Genomic DNA, 25009 nt, shown 5'->3' with positions numbered 1-25009 from the left:
GATTGAAGTTGTCTAAACAAACAACGGGGGCCTTTACACTACCGGGGGAATCTGGTTACGAGGCGCTGACCCTGAAATTAGCTGAACGATGGGGCGCCGATGTCATCCGTGACAGTGACGGCACGCAATTGTCCGATGAGATTATAAACGCTGGATACGGCATTTATTCTACAATCTGTATCATCAGAGATCATAACGAGTGGGCGTCCCGCAATCTGGATAAGCTGCAGCAGTGTTTTTTAATTACGAATCCGAAGGTAGCTGTACAGGATTATGTATCCATCTATCTGATGGAGGATTTTTTTGCAGAACAATTCAAAGTGAATGATTCCAAAGAGGCGCTTAACTACTGGCAGGTTTTTGACAGAACGACCGGGGAAGAAGTTCCAAGAGAACAATGGAATTATGAAAGGGAATCCGGAAATGTGGTCATTACCGGAATTGCTCCTTGGCATAAATACACGGTAAGCTTCATGGTCTACCGGATCTGGGAAGAGATTTCCATGTACAATCACACCACGAACCATTGGGACAAAGAGCATTTGATGCAGATTGATCCTATCTATACAGAAACGCAACAGTATCTGCTGGATTGGATGGAAGATTGGTGTCTTCATCATAAGGAAACCACGGTTGTCCGGTTTACCTCCTTATTTTATAACTTCGCCTGGATTTGGGGCAGCAATGAGCGCAATCGCCATCTGTTCTCTGATTGGGGGTCATACGATTTTACGGTAAGCTCAAGAGCGCTGGATCTATTTGCCAAGAGATATGGGTATTCGATGACTGCCGAGGATTTTGTGAATGGTGGAAAGTATCGCGTCACACATATCCCGGCTGAGCAGCGCAAGCTGGACTGGATGGCATTTATCAATGATTTTGTAATCGAATTTGGCAAGAAATTAATTGATATCGTGCATCAGCACGGCAAGCTGGCCTATGTGTTTTATGATGACAGTTGGGTTGGCATGGAGCCTTATAATGAACGTTTTCAAGAGTTTGGATTTGACGGATTGATCAAATGTGTGTTCTCAGGTTATGAGGCGAGGCTGTGTTCAGGTGTAAAAGTGAATACGCATGAGATTCGGCTGCATCCCTACTTATTTCCGGTTGGCTTAGGCGGGCTTCCTACCTTTATGGAAGGGGGCGACCCCACGCTGGATGCCAAAAAGTATTGGATTAATATCCGGCGCGCCCTGTTGAGGGAGCCTATTGACCGGATTGGACTGGGTGGATATTTGCATCTTGTAGAGCCTTACCCGGATTTTTGCGATTACATCGAAAAGATTGCCAACGAGTTCAGAGAAATCAAAGAACTGCATCATGAAGGCAAACCCTATCACATGAAGACGAAGGTAGCTATTCTGCACAGCTGGGGAAAATTGAGATCGTGGACCTTGTCTGGTCATTTCCACGAAACATATATGCATGATTTGATTCATATCAATGAGGCTTTATCCGGATTGCCGGTTGAAGTTCAGTTCATTGATTTTGACGATATCCGTCAGGGAATACTACAGGATTGTGATGTAGTGATTAATGCGGGCTCTGCTGGTACAGCATGGAGTGGCGGAAAGTACTGGGATGACAACAAATGTGTAGACTTACTGACCCAATGGGTTTATGAGGGCGGCACCTTTATTGGCATCAATCAGCCTTCGGCGGTTGAAGGTCATGACAGCTTTTTCAGAATGGCACATGTCCTCGGTCTGGATGAGGATACAGGCTCCAGAGTAGCTCATGGAAGATGGACATATGAGGTTAGGGATGAGCATGGTTTGGTGCCTGAAGGGGCAAGTATAACGCCGAAGAATAGGATTTATCTTACGGATGGGGCAGCTGCGATAGCGGGTGAAATGAATGGAATGGTAACGCTATCCACTCATGCCTTCGGTAAAGGAAAGGGAATTTACCTTCCTTCCTTCGAATTCAGCTGGGAAAATACAAGATTGCTGCTGAATATAATCCGCTTTGCGGGCAATGAGCTCAATGAAACGAAGTATATTACGGATAACTTATATACAGAGTGTGCTTATTATCCAGAAAGTAAAATGTTGGTTGTTATTAACAATAGCGATCAACTGCAAAAAACAACGATTGAAACGGACTATGGCAAACAAACCATGGAGTTAGAACCATATGACACCATGATCACCCATATCGGCTTAACAAAATCGGTATAGGACATAAGAAGTAGCGGTATCAAGCCCTCCTTTATTTTAAGGAAGGGCTTTTTGTTTCAGCACCTCCAGAAAATCCAGCCAATTTACCGGGGATTTTGTCCATTCAAAAGCATTTAGTCCTTCATTAACTATAAGTATAACAATGAAGGAGATGATTTCTTTGCGAAAGGCAACTTTAGTGAAAATTAGAAAAGCAGAAGCAAAATTGGGGAAAAAACTGAAAAAAACAAGCCATGTGGTTATGAATGTTAAAAAAGCCATTCGTGTAACTCAACTTGGAGATGGGTTTGCACGCTTCACTTTCGCTCCGGTCACTATTTCTCCTAATAGCTTTAGAAGCACTACGATTAACGGTAACGACTACAATCTGATTAGCGGTTCATGGATTTTCTCGGGAAATCAGCAAGGGTTTCTGCTCGATAACTATTCTGCGGCGGAAGACAGATGGTTCTTTACTGCATGGAATCCAACTGGAACCACAAGAACGGTATCTTATGCTGTTATCGCCAAACGGAAGCCATAATACCAATGTCATCGTTAGCAGGGAAAAGGAGCTTGAGGCTTCTTTTCCCTGCTAAATGTAGAGAGCATTTTGAACAAACCTTCGATGATCTTATAATTTTTGATAATGGTTTAAGAGGTGCTCAACTCTTTCTTTAATAATCTGTTTTAAAGATTCAGGCTTCACGGATCGTACATAATGACCATATCTCATAAAGAAATTAGCGATAAACTCTTCTTCTCCAGGATTATAAAATCCTTTTATGACTGTTTTATGACCCTGTTCTATTTTCATAGAAGGATAATGTTCTTTATAAAAGATATCCTTGGCTTGTTCTACAATTTCTACTTCAAAATCAATGCTCTTCTCAGATTGATACATTTCTAATGAACGAATAAGGAGTTCATCTATAGAACAGTGAGAATTGATTTCCTCTTCTTCTATTGAGGTGATTCGATCACATCTGAAAACCCTATATTTGTTCGTATTTAACTCTATTCCAGTAGCGTACCATTGGCCAAACTTAGCGGAAATCTTGAAAAATTGAACATGGTAACTTTTGTTCTGGTTATTTTTTGAATATTGAATCTTACAGTACGTCTCATTAAGAACGCTGGTTAGAATTTTATCTAAATAACGACTAATATGATTATGCTGATATATTTCAAATTGTAGAACCTTTTTCATTTTATGAATCTGGTTTATTTGTATTTTAGAAAGACAGTGTTCAAACTTTTCATTGAGTTTATTAACACTTAAATGAAAGGGTGTAGATTGATAAGCTTCTAAGGTCAACATGGCAAAGTATAGAGCATACACTTCATCCATCGTAAAAATAATAGGGGATAACAGTCTATTTTTTAAGATACCATATCGTCCATGTCTGCCATGTTCCGAATAAATAGGCATACCTAATTGTTCTAATGAACTAATATCACGTAGGGCTGTACTTTTTGAAATGTGGTATTTATCCATGAGATCATTTAAATTAAAGTACTCACGACTGTTTAAGTATCTAATCATGTCATTTAATCTTTCGGGTTTCTTCATACATAAATCTCCTTATAAAAGGTGTCATGTTTTGATACCTTTACAAATGATAATAGGTTCAAGGGAATATATCAAATCTATAAGATATCTACCTAAGAGCATGATAAAAAAGGAGATTGAACCCATGAGTACAACACTGGAAGTAGCTATTTTCTTATCCATGAACGGAAAAGCAAAGGAAGCCATAGCTTTTTACAAAAAACATTTTAACGCAGAGGAACGATTTCTTGTTACTTATCAGGACATGGCCAAACGTGACAGCTCAATACAGCTTACTGATGAAAATAAAGATTATATTTCTCATTCTGTCTTATTGATCGGAAGAACAAAGGTTATGATAGCAGAAGAACCAATGAATCCCAATGAGGAATATACCGTAGGGAATAACATTTCATTATGTATTCAAAGTGCTGACAGAGAAGAAATTGAACATTTTTATCATAGTCTAATAACAGATGAGCGAGTGAAAATCATTGTACCTTTATCTGGTAATGTGTTTAGCCAAGCCTACGGTATTGTAGAAGACCCGTTCGGTATCCAAATACAATTCATGTATGATCATCGATTATAATAAAAAAAGCAGGCTGAAAGGTACAACAGCATGGTGAAAAGTGGATAATAAATGGATAGAAGTAAAAACTAAAATGGGCAAATCCAAGATACCACAGCAGAAAAGGAGACACTATGACGGAGAAAAAAGAAATAGCTGATAAAATAGGGTGGAACTTCGACAACAGTTATTCTCGTCTGCCGGAATCCATGTTTACGAAGCTCAATCCAAATCCTGTTCGCTCACCAAAGCTGATCATTTTAAATCATCCGTTGGCAGTCTCACTGGGTTTGAACGAAAATGCTCTGCAAAGAGATGATGCCGTAGCGATATTGGCCGGCAATCAGGTTCCCGAGGGTGCTACGCCTCTTGCTCAAGCTTACGCAGGACATCAATTTGGGCATTTTAACATGCTAGGAGACGGCCGTGCTCTGCTGCTCGGCGAGCAGATCACTCCCTCGGGCAAACGGGTTGATATTCAGCTCAAGGGCTCAGGCAGAACGCCGTACTCCCGTCGTGGTGATGGCCGTGCGGCACTTGGGCCGATGCTCCGCGAATACATCATCAGCGAAGCGATGCATGCGCTAGGTATCGCTACCACCCGCAGCTTGGCGGTGGTAATCACGGGTGAGGCGATCGTCCGGGAAACAGAGCAGCCCGGTGCCATTCTGACTCGTGTGGCTGCCAGTCATCTTCGCGTCGGCACCTTTCAATATGTCTCAGCATGGGGCACGTCCCAAGATCTGCAGACTCTGGCTGATTACACATTGGAACGACACTATCCGGAAGTTGCCAATGACGAAAACCGTTACCTTTCACTGCTTCAGGAAGTGATTAAGCGTCAGGCGAAGCTGATCGCTCAATGGCAGCTGGTGGGTTTTATTCACGGAGTGATGAATACCGACAATATGACCCTTAGCGGAGAAACCATTGATTATGGTCCTTGCGCCTTTATGGATACCTATAATCCTGAGACGGTGTTCAGTTCCATCGACATGCAGGGCCGCTATGCTTATGTCAATCAGCCGCATATCGCTGCGTGGAATCTCGCGAGATTGGCGGAGACCCTCTTGCCACTGCTGCATGACAACAGAGAGCAGGCTGTCAAAATGGCCGAGGATGCAATTTCAGATTTTGCAAACATGTTTCGCCATCATTGGCTTGCGGGAATGCGGGCCAAATTGGGGATCTTTAACGAAGAGTCGCAGGATGAGTCCCTTATTGAGGATCTTCTTAAAATCATGCAGAAGCATCGCGCGGACTACACCAATACCTTCCGTGCCCTCACTTTAAACAAGCTGGAGGATACGGTTTTGTTCAGCACGGCGGATTTTACCCCGTGGCACGAGCAGTGGCAGGCGAGGCTGGACAGACAGCAGGAATCCGAAGCCTCCTCACATCAGCTGATGCGCAACAGCAATCCCGCAATTATCCCGCGCAACCATCGGGTAGAAGAAGCACTGGAGGCTGCGGTGGAACGAGAAGATTACCGAGTGATGGAGCAGCTTCTTGAAGTTCTTTCGAACCCTTATGCTTATTCTACCGAACAGGAAATTTACTCTACATTGCCTGAGGAATCCACTTGTCCTTACCGAACATTTTGCGGTACCTGATCTGTAGTAGTCATGTTGAACAATTGGCTGATAACGTATTTCATGCGTTGGTGGAGAAGAACGACTCTCTCTCACCAACGCATTTTGTTTTTATTTTGAATCTGTTCATTTACAGATGAGATCCACCACTTGCATCAATCAATTGACCCGTTATCCAGCGGCTATCCGTTGAGGCAAGAAAGGCAGCTATATCTGCAACATCTTCAGGCTCTCCCCAACGTTTAAAGGTCGAAAGGCCAGCGGCAAATTTCTGCCCGTCAGGATCTTGTAAGGTTCCGCTATTCATCTTTGTATTGATAATGCCTGGTTGGATGGCGTTGACGGTAATATGGCGGCTCCCAAGTTGATGAGCCAAAACGTGCGTTAGTGTGTCGATGGCCCCCTTTGACATGCTATATGCGAAAACACTAGGGGAGGCCACGCGTGTAACAAACGATGAGAGATTGATAATGCGGCCTCCATCTTTTAGACGCGGCAAAGCTTGCTGGGTAACAAAAAGAGGTGCTTTGACATTCATGTTCATGACTTCGTCAAAAGATTCTTCTGTTGTCTCTTCCAGAGGGACAATTTGACCTATTCCAGCGTTATTGACGAGAATATCAAACCGATTATCGCCTGTACATTCCCGAAGCGCTTCATCCAATTTCGCATATAAATCATGAATGCCGTTCAGGGCACTGAAGTCAGCACCAATCGTAAATGCAGCCCCTCCAAGTTGCTCAATTTGATGAACCACCTCATCTGCTTCTCTATGCCTTTTTCCGTAGTGTACTGCGACAATGGCCCCCTCCCGAGCCAGACGTAATGCAATGCCACGACCGATTCCTCGACTTGCACCAGTTACTAAAGCGATTTGACCTTTTAACTTACTCATGTCTTCATCTCCTTGTTTGGAATTCATGCATAGTTATATCACAAGGGTATGTTTGAAATGTTGCTCTTTCATTCGGAGCTTATGTTTTACACTGTATGGATATAGGCTTTAAACAAGCTTAATATCGTGATATTTATCATTGAAAAAACAAGTATCTTCAACGCTCTAATGCATTACATTGAATTGACCAATGTTCAGTAAAATGAATCTCCTTCCTTTCCATTTCATGTCTAAAAATGTCTGCTAATTAGCAGTTGTATTTAGACGTTTTTTGTCATACAATGCATCTAATGCTACGGACTCGGTCTTAGAAACAGTAAGGTTTGGACGGCAAATAGGACGTGGTTGACTTTGTATATTTATGAATCGTGGAGCTACTGTGTAGTCGTTCGATCAACCACGTCAGTCTGAAAATTAATAATGTTTGGGGGCAGTTTTCCGGATCATTAGCATTTGATGACGAACATATACGAAGGGGAGCGTTCTTTTGGAATCGAAACAATTAACGAGAGGGCTGAAGCCACGACACGTTGAGTTGATTGCGCTTGGAGGCACGATTGGCGTTGGCTTGTTTATGGGATCGGCAAGTACGATAAAATGGGCAGGTCCTTCGGTGCTGTTGGCTTATCTCTTAGCTGGGATTATTATGTTTTTTGTCATGCGGATCATGGGGGAAATGCTGATTCTTGAACCGGTGACGGGCTCATTTGCTACCTTTGCTCATAAATACATCAGCCCTTTGGCCGGTTTCTTGACCGCTTGGAGCTATTGGTTCTTATGGGTTACTGTAGGAATGGCGGAGGTCACTGCGATTGGGGTATATGTGGGCTACTGGTTCCCGGATATCCCGCAATGGTTGCCGGCTTTGGCAGGTGTAATTATTATTGCGCTGGCCAATTTAGCGGCTGTGAAATTCTATGGAGAATTTGAGTTTTGGTTTGCGATGATTAAGATTATCGCTATTATCTTCATGCTAGTAGTTGGTACGGGGATGATCTTCTTTGGCCTCGGTAACGGCGGACAACCGATAGGTCTATCCAATCTAGTCAGCCATGGTGGTTTTTTTGCAGGAGGGTTAAAAGGGTTCCTATTTGCACTATGTATTGTAACGGCGGCTTACCAGGGGATTGAGATGGTAGGCATTACAGCGGGTGAAGCAGAAAATCCGAAAATGACCCTGCGAAAAGCTATTAAAAACATCATCTGGCGTATTCTGATTTTTTACGTAGGGGCAATCTTTGTCATTGTTACGATTTATCCTTGGAACCAAATTGGCGAGATTGGCAGCCCGTTTGTTCTGACTTTTGCCAAGGTGGGAATTGTAGCTGCTGCGGGTATTATTAACTTTGTTGTACTTACAGCTGCGATGTCAGGTTGCAACAGTGGTATTTATAGTGCGGGCAGAATGTTATATACATTGGCTAAGAACGGACAAGCTCCTAAGTTCTTCGGGAAGGTTTCCGCAAGCGGTGTCCCTAGAAATAGTATAATAACGACCATTTCATTGCTACTGGTAGGCGTGTTATTTAACTACCTAATGCCTGATTCCAAACTGTTTTTGTATATTTACAGCGCTAGTGTTCTCCCGGGTATGGTACCGTGGTTTGCATTAGCCATCAGTCAATTTAAATTCCGGAAAAAGTGGAAAAACGAAATGGAAGATCATAATTTTAAGTCTCGTTTTTTCCCGATCAGTAATTACATCACTATTATCTTTTTGTTGCTGGTAATCGTTGGAATGTGGTTTAATCCGGATACACGCTTGTCGTTGATTGTCGGGGCAACATTCATGGCGATCGTCGTTGTTGGATATTTTGTCTTTGGCATAGGAAAGCGGCAGAGAATTGAAGAATTAGAGAAACACGAATAGGCTGCTCAAGATGTAGTATTTGCCGAGTGTAATTCAGATGTCCTGAGTTGCACTCGGCTTTTCTTTTTATATGAAGAGGAATAGAGCAATGGGAAGGCTGTGAGTGAGCTACAGAAGGGTGTGATCATTGCAAAATAAAGCGAAGGTATCCCCAAGCTATACTTGGAGACACCTTCAAATTAAAACTGCTTTTACAACTTATTGATTTACCTAGCTTACATTGTGCTAATGTCAATCACGAATCTGTACTTCACATCAGATGCTAATACTCGTTTGTAGGCTTCGTCAATCTGGTCAGCTGATACCACTTCAATTTTAGGAACAATATTGTGTTTCGCACAGAAATCCAGCATTTCCTGTGTCTCGCGGATGCCTCCTATCATTGATCCTGCAAATGAACGGCGATGTCCGATAAGGGACATCACATTGAGTGACATCGGCTCGCCAGGGGCACCGACGTTCACCAAAGTTCCGTCAAGAGTGAGTAGTGCAAAATAAGCGTTCAGATCGATGTTGGCACTTACCGTATTAATAATCAAGTCAAAGCGTCCAGCCAGTTTTTCAAATGTTTCTGGCTCGCTTGTGGCATAATAGTGATCCGCGCCAAATTGCAAGCCATCTTCTTTTTTCTTTAATGTTTGTGATAGAACGGTTACCTCAGCACCCATAGCATGTGCGATCTTGATAGCCATATGGCCAAGGCCTCCCATACCCACAACTGCCACTTTCTTATCTGGGCCAGCTCCCCAGTGGTTTAACGGCGAATAAGTCGTAATACCTGCGCAAAGTAATGGAGCAGCCACGTCAAGCTCAATATTATCTGGAATTCTTACTACAAAATCCTCAGTTACGACAATGTGGGTAGAATACCCGCCTTGTGTAGGCTCGCCGTATTTGTCAACACCAGCGTAGGTAGGGACGTTTCCTTTAAGGCAGTATTGTTCCTCTCCTTTACGACAGTTCTCACATTCGCCACAGGAATCAACCATACAGCCAACTCCTACCCGGTCACCAACTGTGTACTTTGTAACTTCAGCTCCTACATCCGTAACAATCCCTGCAATTTCATGTCCAGGTACAAGAGGATAGTTCACGGGTCCCCATTCGCCGTGAGCAGTGTGGATGTCAGAATGGCATATGCCAGCATATTTAATTTCAATCAATACATCATGTGAATCAAGATCCCGTCGTTTAATTTCAGCCGCTCGAAACGGTTTGTCTGGGCCGTCGACAGCTCGTGCTTTAGCAGTAATCATAAATAGCCTCCTAATTACTTATATTTTTCAAGAGAAAGTAATTGTATTGAATACAAAGTGAAAACTAAGTGAAGTCGATTGAAGTTTTCCTCTTGCAGATCAATGTTAATCCTTATAGTTAACTCTAAGTCAAGCAACTACCTATATTCCTTTTAAAAAATTATGCTAGGGGACTTTGACACTCAACCAATAGCTTGATAGAATCCCTTTATACCTAGAGTTAACTCGAAGTCTATATCATTAAGGATAGGAGATACATGATGAAGACATATTCGATCAGCGAAGTTGCTAAAGAATTGAATCTTACAGCATATGCATTGCGTTACTACGACAAGGAGGGACTTATGCCTTTTGTAGAACGGACATCTAGCGGAACAAGATTATTTAAAGAATCCGATATTGACGCTTTAAAAATAATTGAATGTCTAAAATCCACCGGAATGCCGATCAAAGAAATTAAAAATTTCATTGATTGGTGTTCTGGGGGAGATTCCACACTACAACAAAGATATGACATGTTTTTGGAACGAAAAGCGACTGTAGAAGCACAAATGGAGGAACTAAGAAAAACAATGGAGGTTATTGAACATAAATGCTTATATTACAAAACTGCATTGGATGCCGGAACGGAAAATATTCATAAAAACAATAATATAGGGAGTCACATGACTAACTAACAGAAAAGACATAATTTATCCACACTTCCTTCTAATATTTAACTGTTAGTAGAATTATTGAAAAGCTATAATTCTAATGATGATTTGAGTGTATATGAAGAAAAGAGGTTGTGGGTATGAAGTTGAAAAAATGGCCAGTAGTATTCATGCTAGGTATTATCATGCTGGTATCTGTAGGCTGGAACAGTGGAATATCTTATGCAAAATATTATTACGAATACACTTGGGATCAGTACAAGGGGACTGAAATCAAGACCTACAGGCTGACACCAGTAGCTGGTAGAGCCGGATCTATGGATCAGGAAAAGGCCCTTGCTGCTATTGGCAAAACTCCAAATGTGTATGGAAAGTTCAGTGGCTATCAAACAGATAAAATAACTGAATTTGCAACCAAAAGTGTAACGGATGAGGTTTATCATTATGCGATTGTTGATTTTAATACCGATAAGGAGCCAGCAATTGTAGAATACGTGAATCCAAAAGGCGGAATTCCTCATACATGGAACGGAACTGATGAGATTCGAATTTTTATGAGAGGATCTGAGGCTGCTTCTTTGGCTGAGCTGTTTTATGAGGGAACTCCAAGTGAAGGACGCTATCATTTTAATGCTAACGATGTCTACTTAGTTACATTATGGTCCAGCACAGCACAATCAATCACGGGAATGTCTGCTGAAGCACTAGTTGAGGAAGGACCCTCTACGCTTATAAATCGAGAGTGGGTAAGTCAAATAAAAGACAAAGATCCTGCTGCTTATCCGCAAAACGGAACTCTAAAGGGCTACTTTTATATTTATAAGGGTTCTGAGTTGAAAAAGGATTAACGAGCAGCCAGGACTTAATAAGTGTATCTTACACAAAAAATGAGATAACATTTTGTATTCAGACGAATGCGGATACAGATGTCATCTCTTTTTTTATTTATGTGTACATGATTAAAATGATAGGCCCAAAAGGTGATAAGTATTTAATTGCCAATGAAAACCATTGTTTAGTGATAGGGAATTAAGGCTTAAAAAAATATGGTGAAAGAGCAGGACAGCAGATTGCTCAAACCACTTTTTTTGCTGGCTTTCTTCAATCCTAGGGAGATTATTCCGATAATTCAAGTATATACAGTTTGGTGTTAACAGTAATGAAAAACCGTTTGAAAACAAAAGAGGATGATTTTCAAAATTGATATGAAGGTACAGGTGAAAGTGGCCCAGTGCTATCTCGTAAAGGAGGTGTAATGATCTCAAATAATGAATTATGAAAAAAAGTTAAAACAAATTAGGCATTACATGGCTGGTTTACTGGCTGTCTGGTTGTTCTGTATACATAGTGCGCCTGTTTTTGCGGACAGAGCCTTTAACGATATCGAACATTCCTATGCAGCGGATGCGATTGAGGCCATGGCTGCTCAAGGTTATGTTACGGGTTATCAGGATGGGAGCTTTCGACCTTTACATTTTATCTCGCGTCAGGAATGGGCAAGCATTTTCGCTAAAACCTTAAAGCGAACATCGAATAACAGAGGCGTAACTTCTTTTCGGGATGTGTCACCATGGGCTTTACCTTATGTACAGGCCTTGCAGGAAGAAAGCATTACGAAAGGGATTAGTGATCAATTATTCGGTGCCAAGCACAATATGACTCGTCAGGATATGGCCGTTTGGTATGCCCGGTATTTTGGTGTTACTGATGATACCCGATATGCTGGTATATCCAGTTTTGTGGATCAACCTAATATATCAAATTATGCACAAACGAGCGTATGGCTGATGGAACGGTTGGAACTGATTGAGGGGGATACAAATCATTATTTCCACCCTAAAGAGTCTGTGAGTCGGCAGGACGCCACGCTGGTTGCTTATCGGATATGGTTAGGCGGTGACGTTCTGAAAGAACGTGCCAAGCGTTTGCTGGAGTCATTAGGAAATGGAGCTGCAACGCTGCCTCAGGCGACCAGCCAACAAGAATCGCAGAAGATTGCGGTCGATTTGACACCGGAAATTAGGCAACAACCTGTGAATTTGGAAATTGATGAGCCTAAAAGGCATCGCCCAAGGCCTGATTCACCAGTATCTCCGGTGACACCACCGGAGCCGAAACCGGAACCGCCAATCACACCACCGGTGCCTAATCCCAAACCACCAATAATTCCGGTTGACCCATCGGTGATTCCACCGGACCACTCTTCGGATTTTTTGGTCGATGAAGTCGTAATCAAGGCGCAGGAGCTAGTAAATCAGCCGGAAACGTACCCTTCGTATCAGCTATCCTTTCAGCTATACAATGAAGGACGACCAGTAAGCATTCCTGCTGCCAGTGTCACAAGTGTTACGTACACATTTAGTGATGGGTTAGGTGTCTTTGATGTACAAGGGAAAATCGCACATCCCGAAAATATACCGGCTGCGGACAGCTTCATTCCGGTAGAAATGAAGGTCACCATTGCAAAACCTTATCGGGTTCTTACAGCTCAGACCAAGCTGATCGTAAAAGGGAAGACTCCGCCGGCAGAGCCACCGAACGTAATCAGGTCTGTATACTTGGCCACGTATACCATTTCAGAGGCGGCAGCTTTAGATCCGGCTGCTTGGAAAATGTCCTACGTATTTCGTAATGCTAAAGGAGAGATTATAGCTCCTGAAATGCTGCCATCAGACTTGATACTTCGGATAAAGGATTCCAGAGGAATATTTGAAGAGGATGGAAAGATTGCCAACCTGCATTTGATTCCAGCAGTGAACTCGGTTATTCCATTAAAAATCACAGTTGAGTCTCCATCCCAAGGGATTCTCTTCACATCCGATGCGGAATTAACGGTAGAACCCGGGGAACGTAAAAAACAATACTTTGCTGTCTCCATCATGCTGCAGGGAAGCGCAACTACCGTAGATCAAATCAAGCAATCTCGTCAATTGCTGATGGATCACTTTGGTCCCAACATTAAAGTGACATGGGCGATGCAAAACGGATTTGTTTTTGTAGAAGCGAATCGGCCGCAGCTTGAACAGGTTCTGGCATTCGTCGATCAGTATGGAGATGAAGTTGGGATTCTGGCGGGATACCCGAACCAGTCCGAGCCCGGGCTTCCTGTTTGGGAAGCAAAGATGGATGAGTGGCTGTATATGTATCGTTATAATGCATTCAATGAGCTGCACCAATCTGGTTCGATGGGATCACCATCCGTGTTTGAAAGCATGGATACAGACCAATATCGGAAGTATCTGCCGAAATCATTGACCAGCTTTACGGTGAATCCCGAACAGACTCAATGGCTTAAGGATCACTATCGGATTACATCGGCGATGGGATGGTCGGCTACACAATATAATGTCAACGGTATGTATGGTGAGGGCTCACCTTTGATGCCTTACTGGTCCCATAAGGACAATCCGATTGTTCCCGCACAAGGAATTGCTGATAATAGCGGTACCGTATTCATGAACTCGGTTACGATTGATCCAATTGGATCACGCTATACGAAAGATTCCTCACGCTGGACTCTTCATCCGGGTGATCCCTATGTGACGGAGACGGATGCGGCACCACAACTGTATATAGTACAGCAATATTTGGATAACCCTTATCAACGTATAAATACGGTAAACTACTTGTCTATTATTTTGGACATCAACGCACTTGCCAACACCCATAACATGGGTCCAATATGGGAGAACTTTGTGAATCATTTCCCGCTTGATCGCAAGGTCGAGATTGTGGGTGTTGACGGGCTGAAACAGATTTATGAATCGGTAGCAGGAGCTAATAATGATCATACTGAGTTTACGCTTATGTTTAGAGGTTCAGGAATAAAGACGGCTATGGATTCCAATAATTCACCGGCAAATCTGCGCTATTTGTGGACTGAAAATGCCTCACAGCGGATTATTTTATCCAAAGAGGATGGAGATGCGGCTTGGTCCATTATTGACTTTACCGATTATACCTCAAAACCGGTTCCGAAGCTGGCTTACAGCCCGGAAAATAGTCACACGGACGTAAGCTATGTCACTGGAAGGAACTTCAAGCTATGTCCAACGGCTCCTTTAACAGTAGATGAAATTCAGCGTGTGAAAACTCGTTTGAAGGAAATCTATTTCGTGGAAGAAGTGAATTATCAGTAGGCGTTATTATGAAGTGACAACACTTTTAGGAACTATAGCTTTATGTAAAGAGAGCGCCCCTAGCCCATGGAAATGGCTTGGAGCGCCCTTTGTTTTTAATAAGGATATTCCGCGCTTTATACCCACTCCACAATCTGATCTACAGGTCGCCGAGTTTTGTCGCGCGGCTCGTTCAGGCGGTATCCAAAAGCCACCATACAAGAAATACCGAAATGCTCGGCATCCATAATGCCTTCTTCGGAGAGGATGCGTTCAATTTCTTGTTTATTAAAACCTTCAATAGGGCAGGAATCAATGCCGATTTGAGCTGCGGCAGTCATCATATTGCCCAGTGCGATATAGGTTTGTCGGCATGCCCACTCGAACATAGCTCTTTCATTTTCCTCAAGCGCAAAATCTGATTTTAGGAAGGCGTCATATACCTTCTCTTTGCCTTGCATCACTTCAGCAGGTAATTGCTGCACGTTTACCATCATATTCTTGATATAATCGGATGAAGCTACCATATCTTTAGGCAATCTGGAGAGAATAAGTACGAAATGGCTTGCTGTTGGCAACTGTTTTGTGGCCCCCCAAGAATAGGGCAGCAGCTTCTCACGCATATCTTTACTTTGGACGACAACAAATTTCCAGGGTTCAAAGCCAAACGAGCTTGGGGATAAACGACCGGTTTCAAGAATAAACTCAAAATCGGAATCGCTAATTTTCTTATGATTATCAAATTCTTTTGTAGCATGTCTGAACTTGTATGCAGACAAGATTTGATCTTTAGTGGTTGTTAAGATTTCCATCGTGATTCCACTCCTTATGGTTGTGATTGAAATTGACGCTTACTAAGTGCATGACTAATATTAGAATATACATGACCATTTTTGAAGTACGCACATTAATGTGCTGTAGTATATAAAATGATACCAAGGAGGAGAAGGGCCAATGCGCAATCGGAAAGGCGGTTTTGGTGAATGTACCGCTGGGAATGATCAGGCGTGTCCTGTTGAGTACACGTTGGATGTGATTGGGGGCAAGTGGAAAGGGATTATTTTATACCATCTCATGTATGGGACTAAGCGATTTAGTGATTTTCGGCGGATCTGCCCGGGAATTACCCAGCGTATGCTGACACTCCAATTGCGCGAGCTGGAAGAGGACGGTGTCGTTCATCGTGAAGTCTACCAGCAGGTTCCGCCTAAGGTTGAATACTCTCTCACCGAGTTTGGAGAAACACTCATCCCGATTATTAATCTGATGAAGGATTGGGGAGAAGAATATAAAACAAAACAGCGATCACCGGAAAGCAGCCCTTCAGCAACCTAGCCCCAATTTGTAGGTTTAAGAAGCAGCCGCATCCAAAAGACCTGGCCATCATTTTGGCAGGTCTTTTTATTTTAAAAGTGAAATAATAAAAAGTTCGCTTTGCAGTTGACAGCAAGGATGACGCTTGATATATTTCTTACGATATTGATAATCATTATCATGATGGTATAAGGCTATTACCATATTACATAGGGGGCTAATAGGTTGAGGAAAAAATCGATATTTATGCTGGCTACTTTGATGCTTGTATTGTCTGTATTTGTCAGCGCATGCGGCGGAAATAACACTGAAGGTAATACCGCTTCAACTTCAGGAGATAAGCAAGAATCCACTGCTACTGGAGAGACGAGAAGCTTTAAAACGGTTAAAGGGGATATTCAGATTCCCGCTAAGCCACAGCGTATTGTAACGGATTTTTACGGCGGAGAGCTGCTGTCCGTGGGTGCTAACGTGGTGGGGGTGGAGCCGACTGCGTTTCAAAATCCTTTTCTGACTGATTTGCTAAAGGAAAAAGGAACCAAAGAGGTGGGTGATCCTACCAATTTGGAAAAGACGCTGGAACTCAAACCCGATCTGATTGTGGTTATGAAGGATACGAATTATGAAGCTTTGTCTAAAATTGCACCTACCCTGTATATTCCGTACGGCACCACGACTAATATCTATGATACGGTCAAGCTGTTCGGCGATATCACTGGGGAAAAGGAGAAGGCTGAGCAATTTATTGCCGCCTTTGATAAAAAGGCTGCTGAAGGCCGCGCTCGTCTGAAAGGTGTTATTGACGAAAAGGCAACTTTCGGGTTGTATGAGCTGACGGACAAAAACGCACTTTGGATCTTTGGCGACAATGCAGGACGAGGCGGACAAGCCGTATACAATGCGCTCAAACTGAACATGCCGAAGAAGACAGCTAATTCCAAGGAACAAACTGTACAGCTTTCAATGGAGGTACTGCCGCAGTATGACGCAGATTACATGTTCCTGACAACCTATGATCCAGACAAAAAGGGAACCGCGCTTAAGCAACTGAAATCGTCCGCTGTGTGGGGCAATCTGCCTGCGGTGAAGAATAATAGAGTGTTCTTTAATGATTTTGATACGTACTATCGCTATGATCCGATCGCTATTACCGGACAGATTGATATGATTGTGGATATGCTGGTTGAAAGAGAGAAAGAAAATAAAGTTAAAAAATAGGTGTGAGATTCACCTGGAATAAGCACTTCACTACACGGACAACAGACCGCGGTGAGGTGCTTTTTTTGTTGAATTACTGAATAACGAAAAATGACAACACAAAGTATAATAAGCAAATATGTGATCTTTCAAGGAGTAATTTACGCAAATTAGAAAGGAGGGAGTCTATTGGAAACATTCTCAACAAATGAAATCATTCAGGCTGATCTAATGGAAACATTTCATCGATTTTTCGGTTTAAATATAATTGAATCTGTGCCCATCCAACGAGGGTGGTTAAATCTAAAATGGAAAATCGCCACGAACAATGGGACTTTTTTATTAAAACAATATAATAAACAAAGATATAAATATTATAATTTTGATGATCTTTTGAGGGCGTTTTCTCAACAAAAAAGATTGCACGGGCTTGGTCTGGCCTGTCCACGGTTATTAAATCATGAGGGGCAGGTTTTTATGGAATCTGAACGGAGAGAACGCTTCCTAGTGATGGAATTTTGTCCAGGTACACTGGTTGCACCAGGGAAGGCTAATGTTTACCAATTATATGAGCTAGGCAAGGCAACTGGAAAAATGCACTGCTTGTTAAACGACGGTACGCTTAGGAGCAAAAATACCCCGAAACTTGTGCTTTCCAGCCGTAAGGAACGTTTAGCACATTGGGATTCAGTATGGAAACAAGCGAAGGAAGCTGATAAAAAAGAGCTTTTGGCTGATATCGAAACCCAGCGTAAAGCAACAGAAATGGTTAATATCGAGATGATAGATGCACTTACGCCCGGTTGGGCCCATCGTGACCTTTGGGCGGACAACGTCCTGTTTAACAATGATATGCTCAGTGCAATTCTGGATTTTGATCGACTAGATTATGACTATCCACAGTTGGATATTGCCCGAGCAGTCATGTCTTTTGCTTGGGATAAGCAGTTAAAACTTCCCCTTGTTTCAGCATTTATGGCGGGGTACAGGGAAGAGCGTACGATGATAGAGGGCAGTTTAACAAGATCATTACAATGGCTGTGGTATATGGAAAGTGTTTGGTGGATCAACGTCAATATGGACGAACATTCTGTGCCTATCCGATTCGCTAAAGAAATGAACTGGCTTGCTAGAAATTATAAAGTTCTGCCTGACTTATTAGCAGATATGTAGAGCTTACAGAGATAGAAAACAAAGCGTCAAACAAAACGAGTAAGACTTCCTGCATACTACACGCAGTATATAGCAATAAAAGACCAGTCCAACATAAATCATGTTTGGACTGGTCTTTTATATATTATTTCGTCGTAATTACGATAGTATCTTCTTTTTGTATCCAATCTACCTTGGCTCCCAGTGTCTCGCTGATGAGCCTCAGTGGAAGATAACCAATACCGTTCACCATGAAGGGCGGATTAGTGAGTTCTACAGATTTACCGTTCACTTTTGTTTGGCTGGTTTTAAAATTAATTTCTAGAGAGACGGGATGGTCTCCCGCCTTGGACTGATTCATTTTCGCTATTTTGCTGTTGAAATCATAAGTGATGTCGGCCCCCAGTTGATCAAAAACAGAACGCAGGGGAATAAACGCCTGCCCATTGCGGGTAATCACACCGTTGCTTAGAGGGACAGGTGTACTGTTGAGACGGACGAGAATCGGCTTTTGTACAGGAACTGGCGTATTATAAAGAAATTCATAATCGCCTATGCCGAGTTGCGCGTGTTTGTTAACACCCCAGCCCCACAGTGCGTCGTTTGCCTTTTGCATGATGACGTGCCGTGGGCCTGCCTTGATGCTTTGAATATTTTGAACAAGTAATGTAAAAGGGACATGGGAGGATAATTTTTCGCCATCTAGAGATGCAACATATACATTACCAGCAGTGGTTAGAGCAAGAAGGGAGCGCTCAACGAAAAAGGCGTCTTTAACGTCCTGTACTCCTGTTAGCAGTACAGGGATATTCGTGTTGTGATAGGTCGTATTGTCTAAGGCACCTGTAACTGTAGCCCCCCAGAACCATAGCCGACCTTGCTGATCAATGGCGAGATTGGAATACCTATTAGCCTTGATTGTCTTGATGCCCGATAAGGCTTGAATTTGTGATACGGCTAGCGTTTCGGACGGAGCTGCATTTTTATCAAATTCTTTGGGCCACGTCCACACGGTACCATCCTTTTTTAAGGCTATATTTTTAGCAATTGCCGTAATGTCTTTTAATGGTGAAATAGGTTCGAAGCCCTGTAAGGCTGTTGTGTTTTTCCATACACTGCCGTCTTTCTTAAGAAATATCCAGCGTTCCTCATAATCCGGTCTTTCTTCATAGTAACTGACTATATCGGCAACCTCGTCGATGCCAGACAGGGTTTGAAAAGGACTGGAGATGTTTCTGTTGTCGAGTTGATCAGCGAGAAATATGCTGCCTTCGTTGGTCAGAGCGAGTACATGATCATTCAAACTACTTACAGCAGCGAGGTTCTGTAGTCCTTCCAGAGGAACAAACTTCACAGATTCAGAAATGTTGTTTCTAGGCACATACCATGCAGAGTGGTCTTGCAAGGTAAATACCAGATCGCCTTCGTTGATGATATTAGAGAATGTTTTTATTACGTTTGGCTTACCCTCTACACGAGTCGGTACGGATTGATTATAGCCCCACAGCCACAAGCTTCCATCGGATTGGATCAGACTTCCGGAATCATAGGAGCGAATATGCGATGTAGAATCATTTCCGGCCGCCCACACCCTGGGACTGATCAGTAATAACGTAATTATACTGAGTAATAGACCACGTCTTTTCATACGATTTTCCTCATTTCTTGATCAATGTGTATAAGAGAAAAAGTAATCTTAAAGAATATCCCTAATCCATAGACGAAGAAAGTATAGAAAAGTTTTCCAAATATAATGAATTGCAATAAAATAACCTCCAAACCCAACGAATAGAGATGGATTTGGAGGTTATTTCTGTTAGCAAGTAGGTAGAATATATGGGTTAGCACAGCTAGAGCGCAGTATGAGCTAACTACTTGCGATTCGACTGCGTACGGTCAACAAGGTTTGCTCTTTAATTTGTCCGATTTCACGGAGGATTGTGGCTGTTTTGGCTTCGTAGGATTGTTTGACATCCAAGTCTTTTAGCGAGGCAAGGTTAATATCAATGGTGAGCAGGGCGGATTGAGCGGCTGCTTCAAGCAAAATCGCACCGATGCCCAGATCAGAGATCACATTTTTATTGGATATTTCCACAATATTGTAGGCTTGTGATAGTCCGTCCCGGCATACTTCCAGCAGGCGCATAGGTACTTCAATGGCAGCAATCACAGCTGTTTGTAAGGAATGGGTACGATAGCGCTTTTCTTCGTCTGTTTCTTTGGGCAAACGCAGCGCGGTCATGTACTGTTCAAAGGATTGGATGTCTGCGGCCATCAGTTCCTCACAATGCGTAGACAATCTTTCCATACTGCTAATGACTTGCACCATTTGTTCACGGAATTGCGTGTATTTTTCTCCTTGTGAAAGGTTGGCGGTCATGGAGGTCATCGCTGCGCCTAGTGCCGCAGCCAGCGCGGATACACTTCCTCCACCAGGGGTAGGCGCTGCACTTGCAGCTTCTTTCAGAAAATGTCCGATGGACTGGTTCCACGACAGTTCACTCATGAATAAACCACCTCTCTGGAGTAATGTTGCAGATGTATCGCTTTGAGCAAGTTTTTGTACAAAATTGCGGTCGTTAAGGTGCCTACACCGCCGGGAACGGGAGAAATGGCATGTACCTTTTCTACAACGTCCTGAGCAGCGTCCCCCACAATTTTACCCTCCAGCGTCTCATTAATTCCTGCATCCACGAGAATCAGACCTGGATGAACCATATCCTGCGTAATCACATCAGGACATCCGACTGCGACGAAGGCAATGTCTGCATGGCTCAGATGCTCTGCAATATCACGCGTACCTGCATGACAGGCGGTGACGGTGGCATTTTCTCTTTGCAGCATGTGGAAAAGGGGAAGTCCCACTGTTTGCCCGATGCCCACGAGTGTGACATTTTTGCCTGCCAAGGAGTGGCCGTAATGCTTGAGCAGTTCAATACAGGCTTGAGGTGTAGCGGGGTATAGCCCTGCGTCACCCGTAACGGTAGCCAGCTTGTTATCAGGCGTAATTCCATCAATATCCTTGTAGGGGGCGATGGATTGTTTAATAACGGAGGCAGAAAGATGTTGCGGAAGCGGGAGTTCCAGCATAATGCCATGTACATGGGATGCATCATTTAAGGTGCCGATCAGATGCAGAAGCTCGGCTTCGCTTACATGACGATTAAAAGTATGGAGATGAAATGAGATGCCCAGCTTCTCTGCTATTTTTTGCTTGGTCCGTGCATAGTATGCAGATGCCGGATCACCCTCTACCAACAGGGTTGCCAGATGGGGACGGTGTCCTTGCTGTTTCATTTGCTCTACTTGGGAACGGATCGTTGCATACACTTGCTCAGCTGCTTCTTTGGATTTCATGATAATAGCCATAGTCCGAGCCTCCTCTGAATTTATCGCATAATGGAATCAACAGGGTGTCATGGTCTTAGAAAACGAAAAAAAGTATTTGCACAAGGTCGTCAAGACAGACGAATCCTCTGCAAATACTTCTCCCAGGCGAACGGTACGCTTGATTGTATGCTCCCTCGTGGTTCATTCCACTGACTTCGCCAGTCACATACAGCGTTATATACCTTATATTTTAACAAAAAAACAGCAGAAAAGAAACCCGTGAACATTTGCCAAACAGGTTTGGTTAGTTGTCTATATGACAAATGTCATATGCCCGAACTGACGTTTATGACTACAGCAGATACAGCGGTCTCCTTATACTGAGCTTAGATCAACATGTACGCCTGACAGGATTAAGGTATGGGCTGCATTTTAAAGGAGGATCATAATGGGTATGACACAACTTCCGTTAGCTCAATTGAAAAAAAATATGGCTCCCTACGAGAAAATAAACACGAAATCCAGCGTTCTGCAACTGTTCAATACCTTGGGACCGCTGATCCTATTGTGGTATGCCGCTTATCTTAGCCTAGCGGTTTCTTACTGGCTGACGCTTCCCATTACCATTATTGCGGCAGGGTTTGTGGTACGGACGTTTATTATTTTTCACGATTGTGGTCATCAATCTTTTTTCAAAAGTCGCAAGCTGAACGATATTGTGGGAACGATTACAGGTATTATTACGCTCTGCCCTTATCACCAATGGAAAAATAGTCACGCGATCCACCATGCAACCAGCAGTAATCTGGATAAAAGAGGCACAGGTGATATGTGGGTGCTCACAGTAGAAGAGTACACAGCAGCTTCCACATGGACACGGCTGGCCTATCGTATATATCGAAATCCTTGGGTTATGTTCGGTCTAGGTCCAATCTATACTTTTTTGATTTCCTATCGGTTTAATGTCAAGACAGCCAAACGTAAGGAAAAGATAAACACCTATGTGACGAATATATCCATTGTTGCATTGTATGCACTGTTGTGCTGGGCTATTGGTTGGCAGGCATTCCTTCTGGTACAGACGCCTATCTTTTTTGTCTCTGGTATGTTGGGAATCTGGCTGTTCTATGTGCAACACCAGTTTGAGGATTCGTATTTTGAGCATGATGAAGAGTGGAGTTATATTAATGCGGCCGTCGAGGGCAGTTCTTACTACAAGCTTCCTAAAGTATTGCAATGGATTACAGGTAATATTGGTTTTCATCATGTCCACCACTTGAGCCCGAAAGTACCAAATTACAATTTGGAGAAAGCGCATGAAGCGACACCGTTGCTGCAAAAGGCGACCACGATTACGGTGAGTAGCAGTCTGGAATCTTTGAAGTTCCGACTATGGGATGAAAGTACAAAGACCTTTCTGACCTTTAAACAAGTAAAGCCGCTGCTTAGCAAACGTGTTGGCACTTCAAAGCCAATCCCTACGCCTGTTGTAGGCACGGAACGAAAATAACGTTGTACGGAAATTGGTATGATAAAATAAGGGGTATCTAAAGTAGAAAAGGGTGGCAGGATGCAAAAGTGGTATCAGATTTTCCAAAGAAATACGGGACTTAGCCCTTATGTGTGGGTTGTCTTTTATATCCTGCCCTTTTATTATTTTAGTTCTTCATCTACAAGTCATATTATTCTGGGAACTGCTATTATTTTGGTGTTTTTTGCTTGTTATGTACTGGCTTTTGTCTCTCAAGGCTGGCTCATATACTTTTGGACCAGTGTGCAGATTGCTATATCGATTACGATGACGCTGCTATTTAGCTATATGTACTTTTCCATATTTATCGCTTATCTGATTGGTAATATGAAAAGTAAGGCTGCATTTACGACGCTGTATATTATTTTAATGGTGATTACGATTGGATTAATTAATTACGGGTTTGTTTCTCAAAATCCTGTATTCATTAAGCAGATTCCTTTTATCCTGCTCAATCTGATTGGTGTGATCCTCCTGCCGATTACGAACTTTAATCGCAACAAAAGTGATCGACTTCAGGTCCAATTGGAGGATGCCAATAAAAAAATATCGGAATTGATTAAGTTGGAGGAACGGCAAAGAATCGCGCGTGACCTGCACGATACCTTGGGTCAGAAGCTGTCACTCATTGGACTGAAGAGCGATTTGGCGGGCAAGCTGCTGGACCAGTACCCGGAACGGGCTCATGCCGAAATTAACGATGTTCGTCTTACGGCGAGAAGTGCGTTAAAAGAAGTACGAGAAATGGTTACTCAAATGCGCGGCATGAGACTAGAAGATGAACTGCTGCGTATTCGGCAAATTTTAAAGGCTGCTCACATCGAACTGACCTTGGAGGGCGACCCGAAGCTGGAGCATACGTCATTAATGAATGAAAATGTGCTGAGTATGTGTATGAAGGAAGCCGTAACCAATGTAGTGAAACACAGTGGAGCTACCGCTTGCTCCATCACCATTGAGCCGTCTCGTAAGGAATTGACCCTGCGGATTCAGGATAATGGAGTCGGCATTACTGGAGAATATGGGGCTCTTCGGGGAAATGGTCTGCAAGGCATGAAGGAAAGGCTCGAATTCGTGAACGGATGTATGGAACTGCGTTCAGATCAGGGAACGACCCTGGTCATTAAAGTGCCTAACATCACTGAAAAGCCGAATGAGGAGGTGGGGCCATGATTCGAATCGTCATCGCAGAAGACCAGCGTATGCTGCTGGGTGCTCTAGCCTCCCTGTTGGACTTGGAAGAAGACATGAAAGTAGTCGGAAAAGCAAGCAACGGGGAAGAAGCTATAGAACTGGTGAAGCTGCATCAGCCAGACATATGCATTATGGACATCGAAATGCCTATCAAGAGCGGATTGGATGCGGCAGAGGAACTCAAAGGCTTGAATTGCAAGGTGCTTATTTTAACAACGTTTGCTCGCCCCGGGTATTTTGAACGAGCGATTAAGGCGGGCACACACGGTTATTTACTCAAGGATAGTCCCAGTGAAGAACTGGCTTCCTCCATTCGCAGTATTATGGCAGGTCGGCGTATTTACGCTCCAGAACTGGTTGATGATGCTTACGCCGAGGTCAACCCGCTGACTGAGCGTGAAAAGACCGTTTTGGCGCTTATTGCTGACGGAAAGAACACCAAAGAAATTGCTGGTGAACTGTATTTAACAACAGGGACAGTGCGGAATTATATTTCAGTCATTCTCGATAAGCTGGGTGTCAGCAACCGGATTGAGGCCATTACACGTTTTAATGAAAAAGGTTGGTTTAAATGAGAGACAGACAAAATATTAAGCAGGACAGGGCGCTATGAATCCAAACA

The 25009-nt window shown here is 43.1% G+C and carries 21 protein-coding genes and 1 riboswitch; of the genes, 14 read left to right on the top strand and 7 right to left on the bottom strand.

The features are described from left to right. The first annotated feature begins 8 nt into the window (after window positions 1-8). Window positions 9-2183 carry a 1,3-beta-galactosyl-N-acetylhexosamine phosphorylase gene (gene gnpA, locus G7035_RS04120; RefSeq protein ID WP_019686208.1) on the top strand — a complete coding sequence of 725 codons (2175 nt, stop codon included), beginning with the start codon at window positions 9-11 and terminating at the stop codon, window positions 2181-2183. A gap of 151 nt (window positions 2184-2334) precedes the next feature. Continuing rightward, entirely contained in the window at window positions 2335-2706 is a 372-nt protein-coding gene (locus G7035_RS04115) for a hypothetical protein (protein WP_230877449.1), read from the top strand. Between the two features lie 90 nt (window positions 2707-2796). Here the strand turns inward: G7035_RS04115 and G7035_RS04110 are convergent, their stop codons facing one another. Next, complete coding sequence (locus G7035_RS04110) at window positions 2797-3735, bottom strand: helix-turn-helix transcriptional regulator (RefSeq protein ID WP_019686210.1); 939 nt, start codon at window positions 3733-3735, stop codon at window positions 2797-2799. A 124-nt stretch (window positions 3736-3859) separates the two neighbouring features. Between G7035_RS04110 and G7035_RS04105 the strand changes: the two genes are divergently transcribed. Then, complete coding sequence (locus G7035_RS04105) at window positions 3860-4306, top strand: VOC family protein (RefSeq protein WP_019686211.1); 447 nt, start codon at window positions 3860-3862, stop codon at window positions 4304-4306. Between the two features lie 113 nt (window positions 4307-4419). Next, window positions 4420-5898 carry a protein adenylyltransferase SelO gene (locus G7035_RS04100; protein WP_019686212.1) on the top strand — a complete coding sequence of 493 codons (1479 nt, stop codon included), beginning with the start codon at window positions 4420-4422 and terminating at the stop codon, window positions 5896-5898. 109 nt (window positions 5899-6007) lie between these two features. On the opposite strand, the gene G7035_RS04095 is transcribed toward G7035_RS04100, so the two are convergent. Next, the gene (locus tag G7035_RS04095) at window positions 6008-6772 is read right to left on the bottom strand and encodes an SDR family oxidoreductase (protein ID WP_019686213.1); all 765 of its coding nucleotides are present in this window, start codon (window positions 6770-6772) and stop codon (window positions 6008-6010) included. 487 nt (window positions 6773-7259) lie between these two features. On the opposite strand from G7035_RS04095, the gene G7035_RS04090 reads away from it, so the two are divergent. Then, on the top strand, window positions 7260-8642 hold the full coding sequence (locus G7035_RS04090; RefSeq protein WP_019686214.1) for an amino acid permease: 1383 nt from the start codon (window positions 7260-7262) through the stop codon (window positions 8640-8642). 215 nt (window positions 8643-8857) lie between these two features. Here G7035_RS04090 and G7035_RS04085 read toward each other — a convergent pair whose 3' ends face one another. Then, entirely contained in the window at window positions 8858-9898 is a 1041-nt protein-coding gene (locus G7035_RS04085) for an NAD(P)-dependent alcohol dehydrogenase (RefSeq protein WP_019686215.1), read from the bottom strand. Window positions 9899-10158: 260 nt separating this feature from the next. Here G7035_RS04085 and G7035_RS04080 point away from each other — a divergent pair, with 260 nt between their 5' ends. From G7035_RS04080 to G7035_RS04070, 3 genes are all read left to right on the top strand, one after another. Next, the gene (locus G7035_RS04080; protein WP_019686216.1) at window positions 10159-10575 is read left to right on the top strand and encodes a MerR family transcriptional regulator; all 417 of its coding nucleotides are present in this window, start codon (window positions 10159-10161) and stop codon (window positions 10573-10575) included. Window positions 10576-10691: 116 nt separating this feature from the next. Continuing rightward, window positions 10692-11399, top strand: coding sequence for a hypothetical protein (locus G7035_RS04075; RefSeq protein WP_016819843.1), 708 nt, complete (start codon window positions 10692-10694; stop codon window positions 11397-11399). Between the two features lie 420 nt (window positions 11400-11819). Then, complete coding sequence (locus G7035_RS04070; protein ID WP_019686217.1) at window positions 11820-14690, top strand: S-layer homology domain-containing protein; 2871 nt, start codon at window positions 11820-11822, stop codon at window positions 14688-14690. Window positions 14691-14806: 116 nt separating this feature from the next. On the opposite strand, the gene G7035_RS04065 is transcribed toward G7035_RS04070, so the two are convergent. Continuing rightward, a complete protein-coding gene (locus G7035_RS04065; protein WP_019686218.1) occupies window positions 14807-15481 on the bottom strand; it encodes an NAD(P)H-dependent oxidoreductase in 675 nt (224 codons plus the stop codon). A 142-nt stretch (window positions 15482-15623) separates the two neighbouring features. Between G7035_RS04065 and G7035_RS04060 the strand changes: the two genes are divergently transcribed. From G7035_RS04060 to G7035_RS04050, 3 genes are all read left to right on the top strand, one after another. Next, on the top strand, window positions 15624-16004 hold the full coding sequence (locus G7035_RS04060) for a winged helix-turn-helix transcriptional regulator (protein WP_017426240.1): 381 nt from the start codon (window positions 15624-15626) through the stop codon (window positions 16002-16004). 204 nt (window positions 16005-16208) lie between these two features. After that, window positions 16209-17201 carry an ABC transporter substrate-binding protein gene (locus G7035_RS04055; protein WP_019686219.1) on the top strand — a complete coding sequence of 331 codons (993 nt, stop codon included), beginning with the start codon at window positions 16209-16211 and terminating at the stop codon, window positions 17199-17201. Window positions 17202-17369: 168 nt separating this feature from the next. Beyond that, on the top strand, window positions 17370-18353 hold the full coding sequence (locus G7035_RS04050) for a phosphotransferase (protein WP_019686220.1): 984 nt from the start codon (window positions 17370-17372) through the stop codon (window positions 18351-18353). 124 nt (window positions 18354-18477) lie between these two features. Here the strand turns inward: G7035_RS04050 and G7035_RS04045 are convergent, their stop codons facing one another. The 3 genes from G7035_RS04045 to G7035_RS04035 form a co-directional block, all read right to left on the bottom strand. Beyond that, window positions 18478-19980 carry a stalk domain-containing protein gene (locus G7035_RS04045; protein ID WP_019686221.1) on the bottom strand — a complete coding sequence of 501 codons (1503 nt, stop codon included), beginning with the start codon at window positions 19978-19980 and terminating at the stop codon, window positions 18478-18480. A gap of 219 nt (window positions 19981-20199) precedes the next feature. Next, window positions 20200-20838 (bottom strand): cyclodeaminase/cyclohydrolase family protein, encoded by a 639-nt coding sequence (locus G7035_RS04040; RefSeq protein ID WP_019686223.1) that lies wholly within the window; start codon window positions 20836-20838, stop codon window positions 20200-20202. Next, window positions 20835-21701, bottom strand: coding sequence for a bifunctional 5,10-methylenetetrahydrofolate dehydrogenase/5,10-methenyltetrahydrofolate cyclohydrolase (locus tag G7035_RS04035; protein ID WP_019686224.1), 867 nt, complete (start codon window positions 21699-21701; stop codon window positions 20835-20837). The genes G7035_RS04040 and G7035_RS04035 overlap by 4 nt, the downstream gene beginning before the upstream one ends. A 113-nt stretch (window positions 21702-21814) precedes the next feature. Then, window positions 21815-21898: riboswitch (ZMP/ZTP riboswitch) on the bottom strand. Between the two features lie 212 nt (window positions 21899-22110). Between G7035_RS04035 and desA the strand changes: the two genes are divergently transcribed. Genes desA through G7035_RS04020 form a run of 3 tightly spaced genes read left to right on the top strand, consistent with a single transcriptional unit; the run spans window position 22111 to window position 24962 of the window. Continuing rightward, complete coding sequence (desA, locus tag G7035_RS04030; RefSeq protein WP_016819850.1) at window positions 22111-23172, top strand: Delta(5) desaturase DesA; 1062 nt, start codon at window positions 22111-22113, stop codon at window positions 23170-23172. A gap of 60 nt (window positions 23173-23232) precedes the next feature. Then, complete coding sequence (locus G7035_RS04025) at window positions 23233-24366, top strand: sensor histidine kinase (protein ID WP_019686225.1); 1134 nt, start codon at window positions 23233-23235, stop codon at window positions 24364-24366. Continuing rightward, on the top strand, window positions 24363-24962 hold the full coding sequence (locus G7035_RS04020; protein ID WP_017426246.1) for a response regulator transcription factor: 600 nt from the start codon (window positions 24363-24365) through the stop codon (window positions 24960-24962). Before G7035_RS04025 ends, G7035_RS04020 begins: the two co-directional genes overlap by 4 nt. The last annotated feature ends 47 nt before the right edge of the window (window positions 24963-25009 follow it).

It is taken from the genome of Paenibacillus polymyxa (genome assembly GCF_015710975.1).
Lineage (GTDB): Bacteria > Bacillota > Bacilli > Paenibacillales > Paenibacillaceae > Paenibacillus > Paenibacillus polymyxa.
The sequence above is the reverse complement of the archived record's forward strand: the minus strand, read 5'-3'. Positions and strand labels throughout refer to the sequence as shown.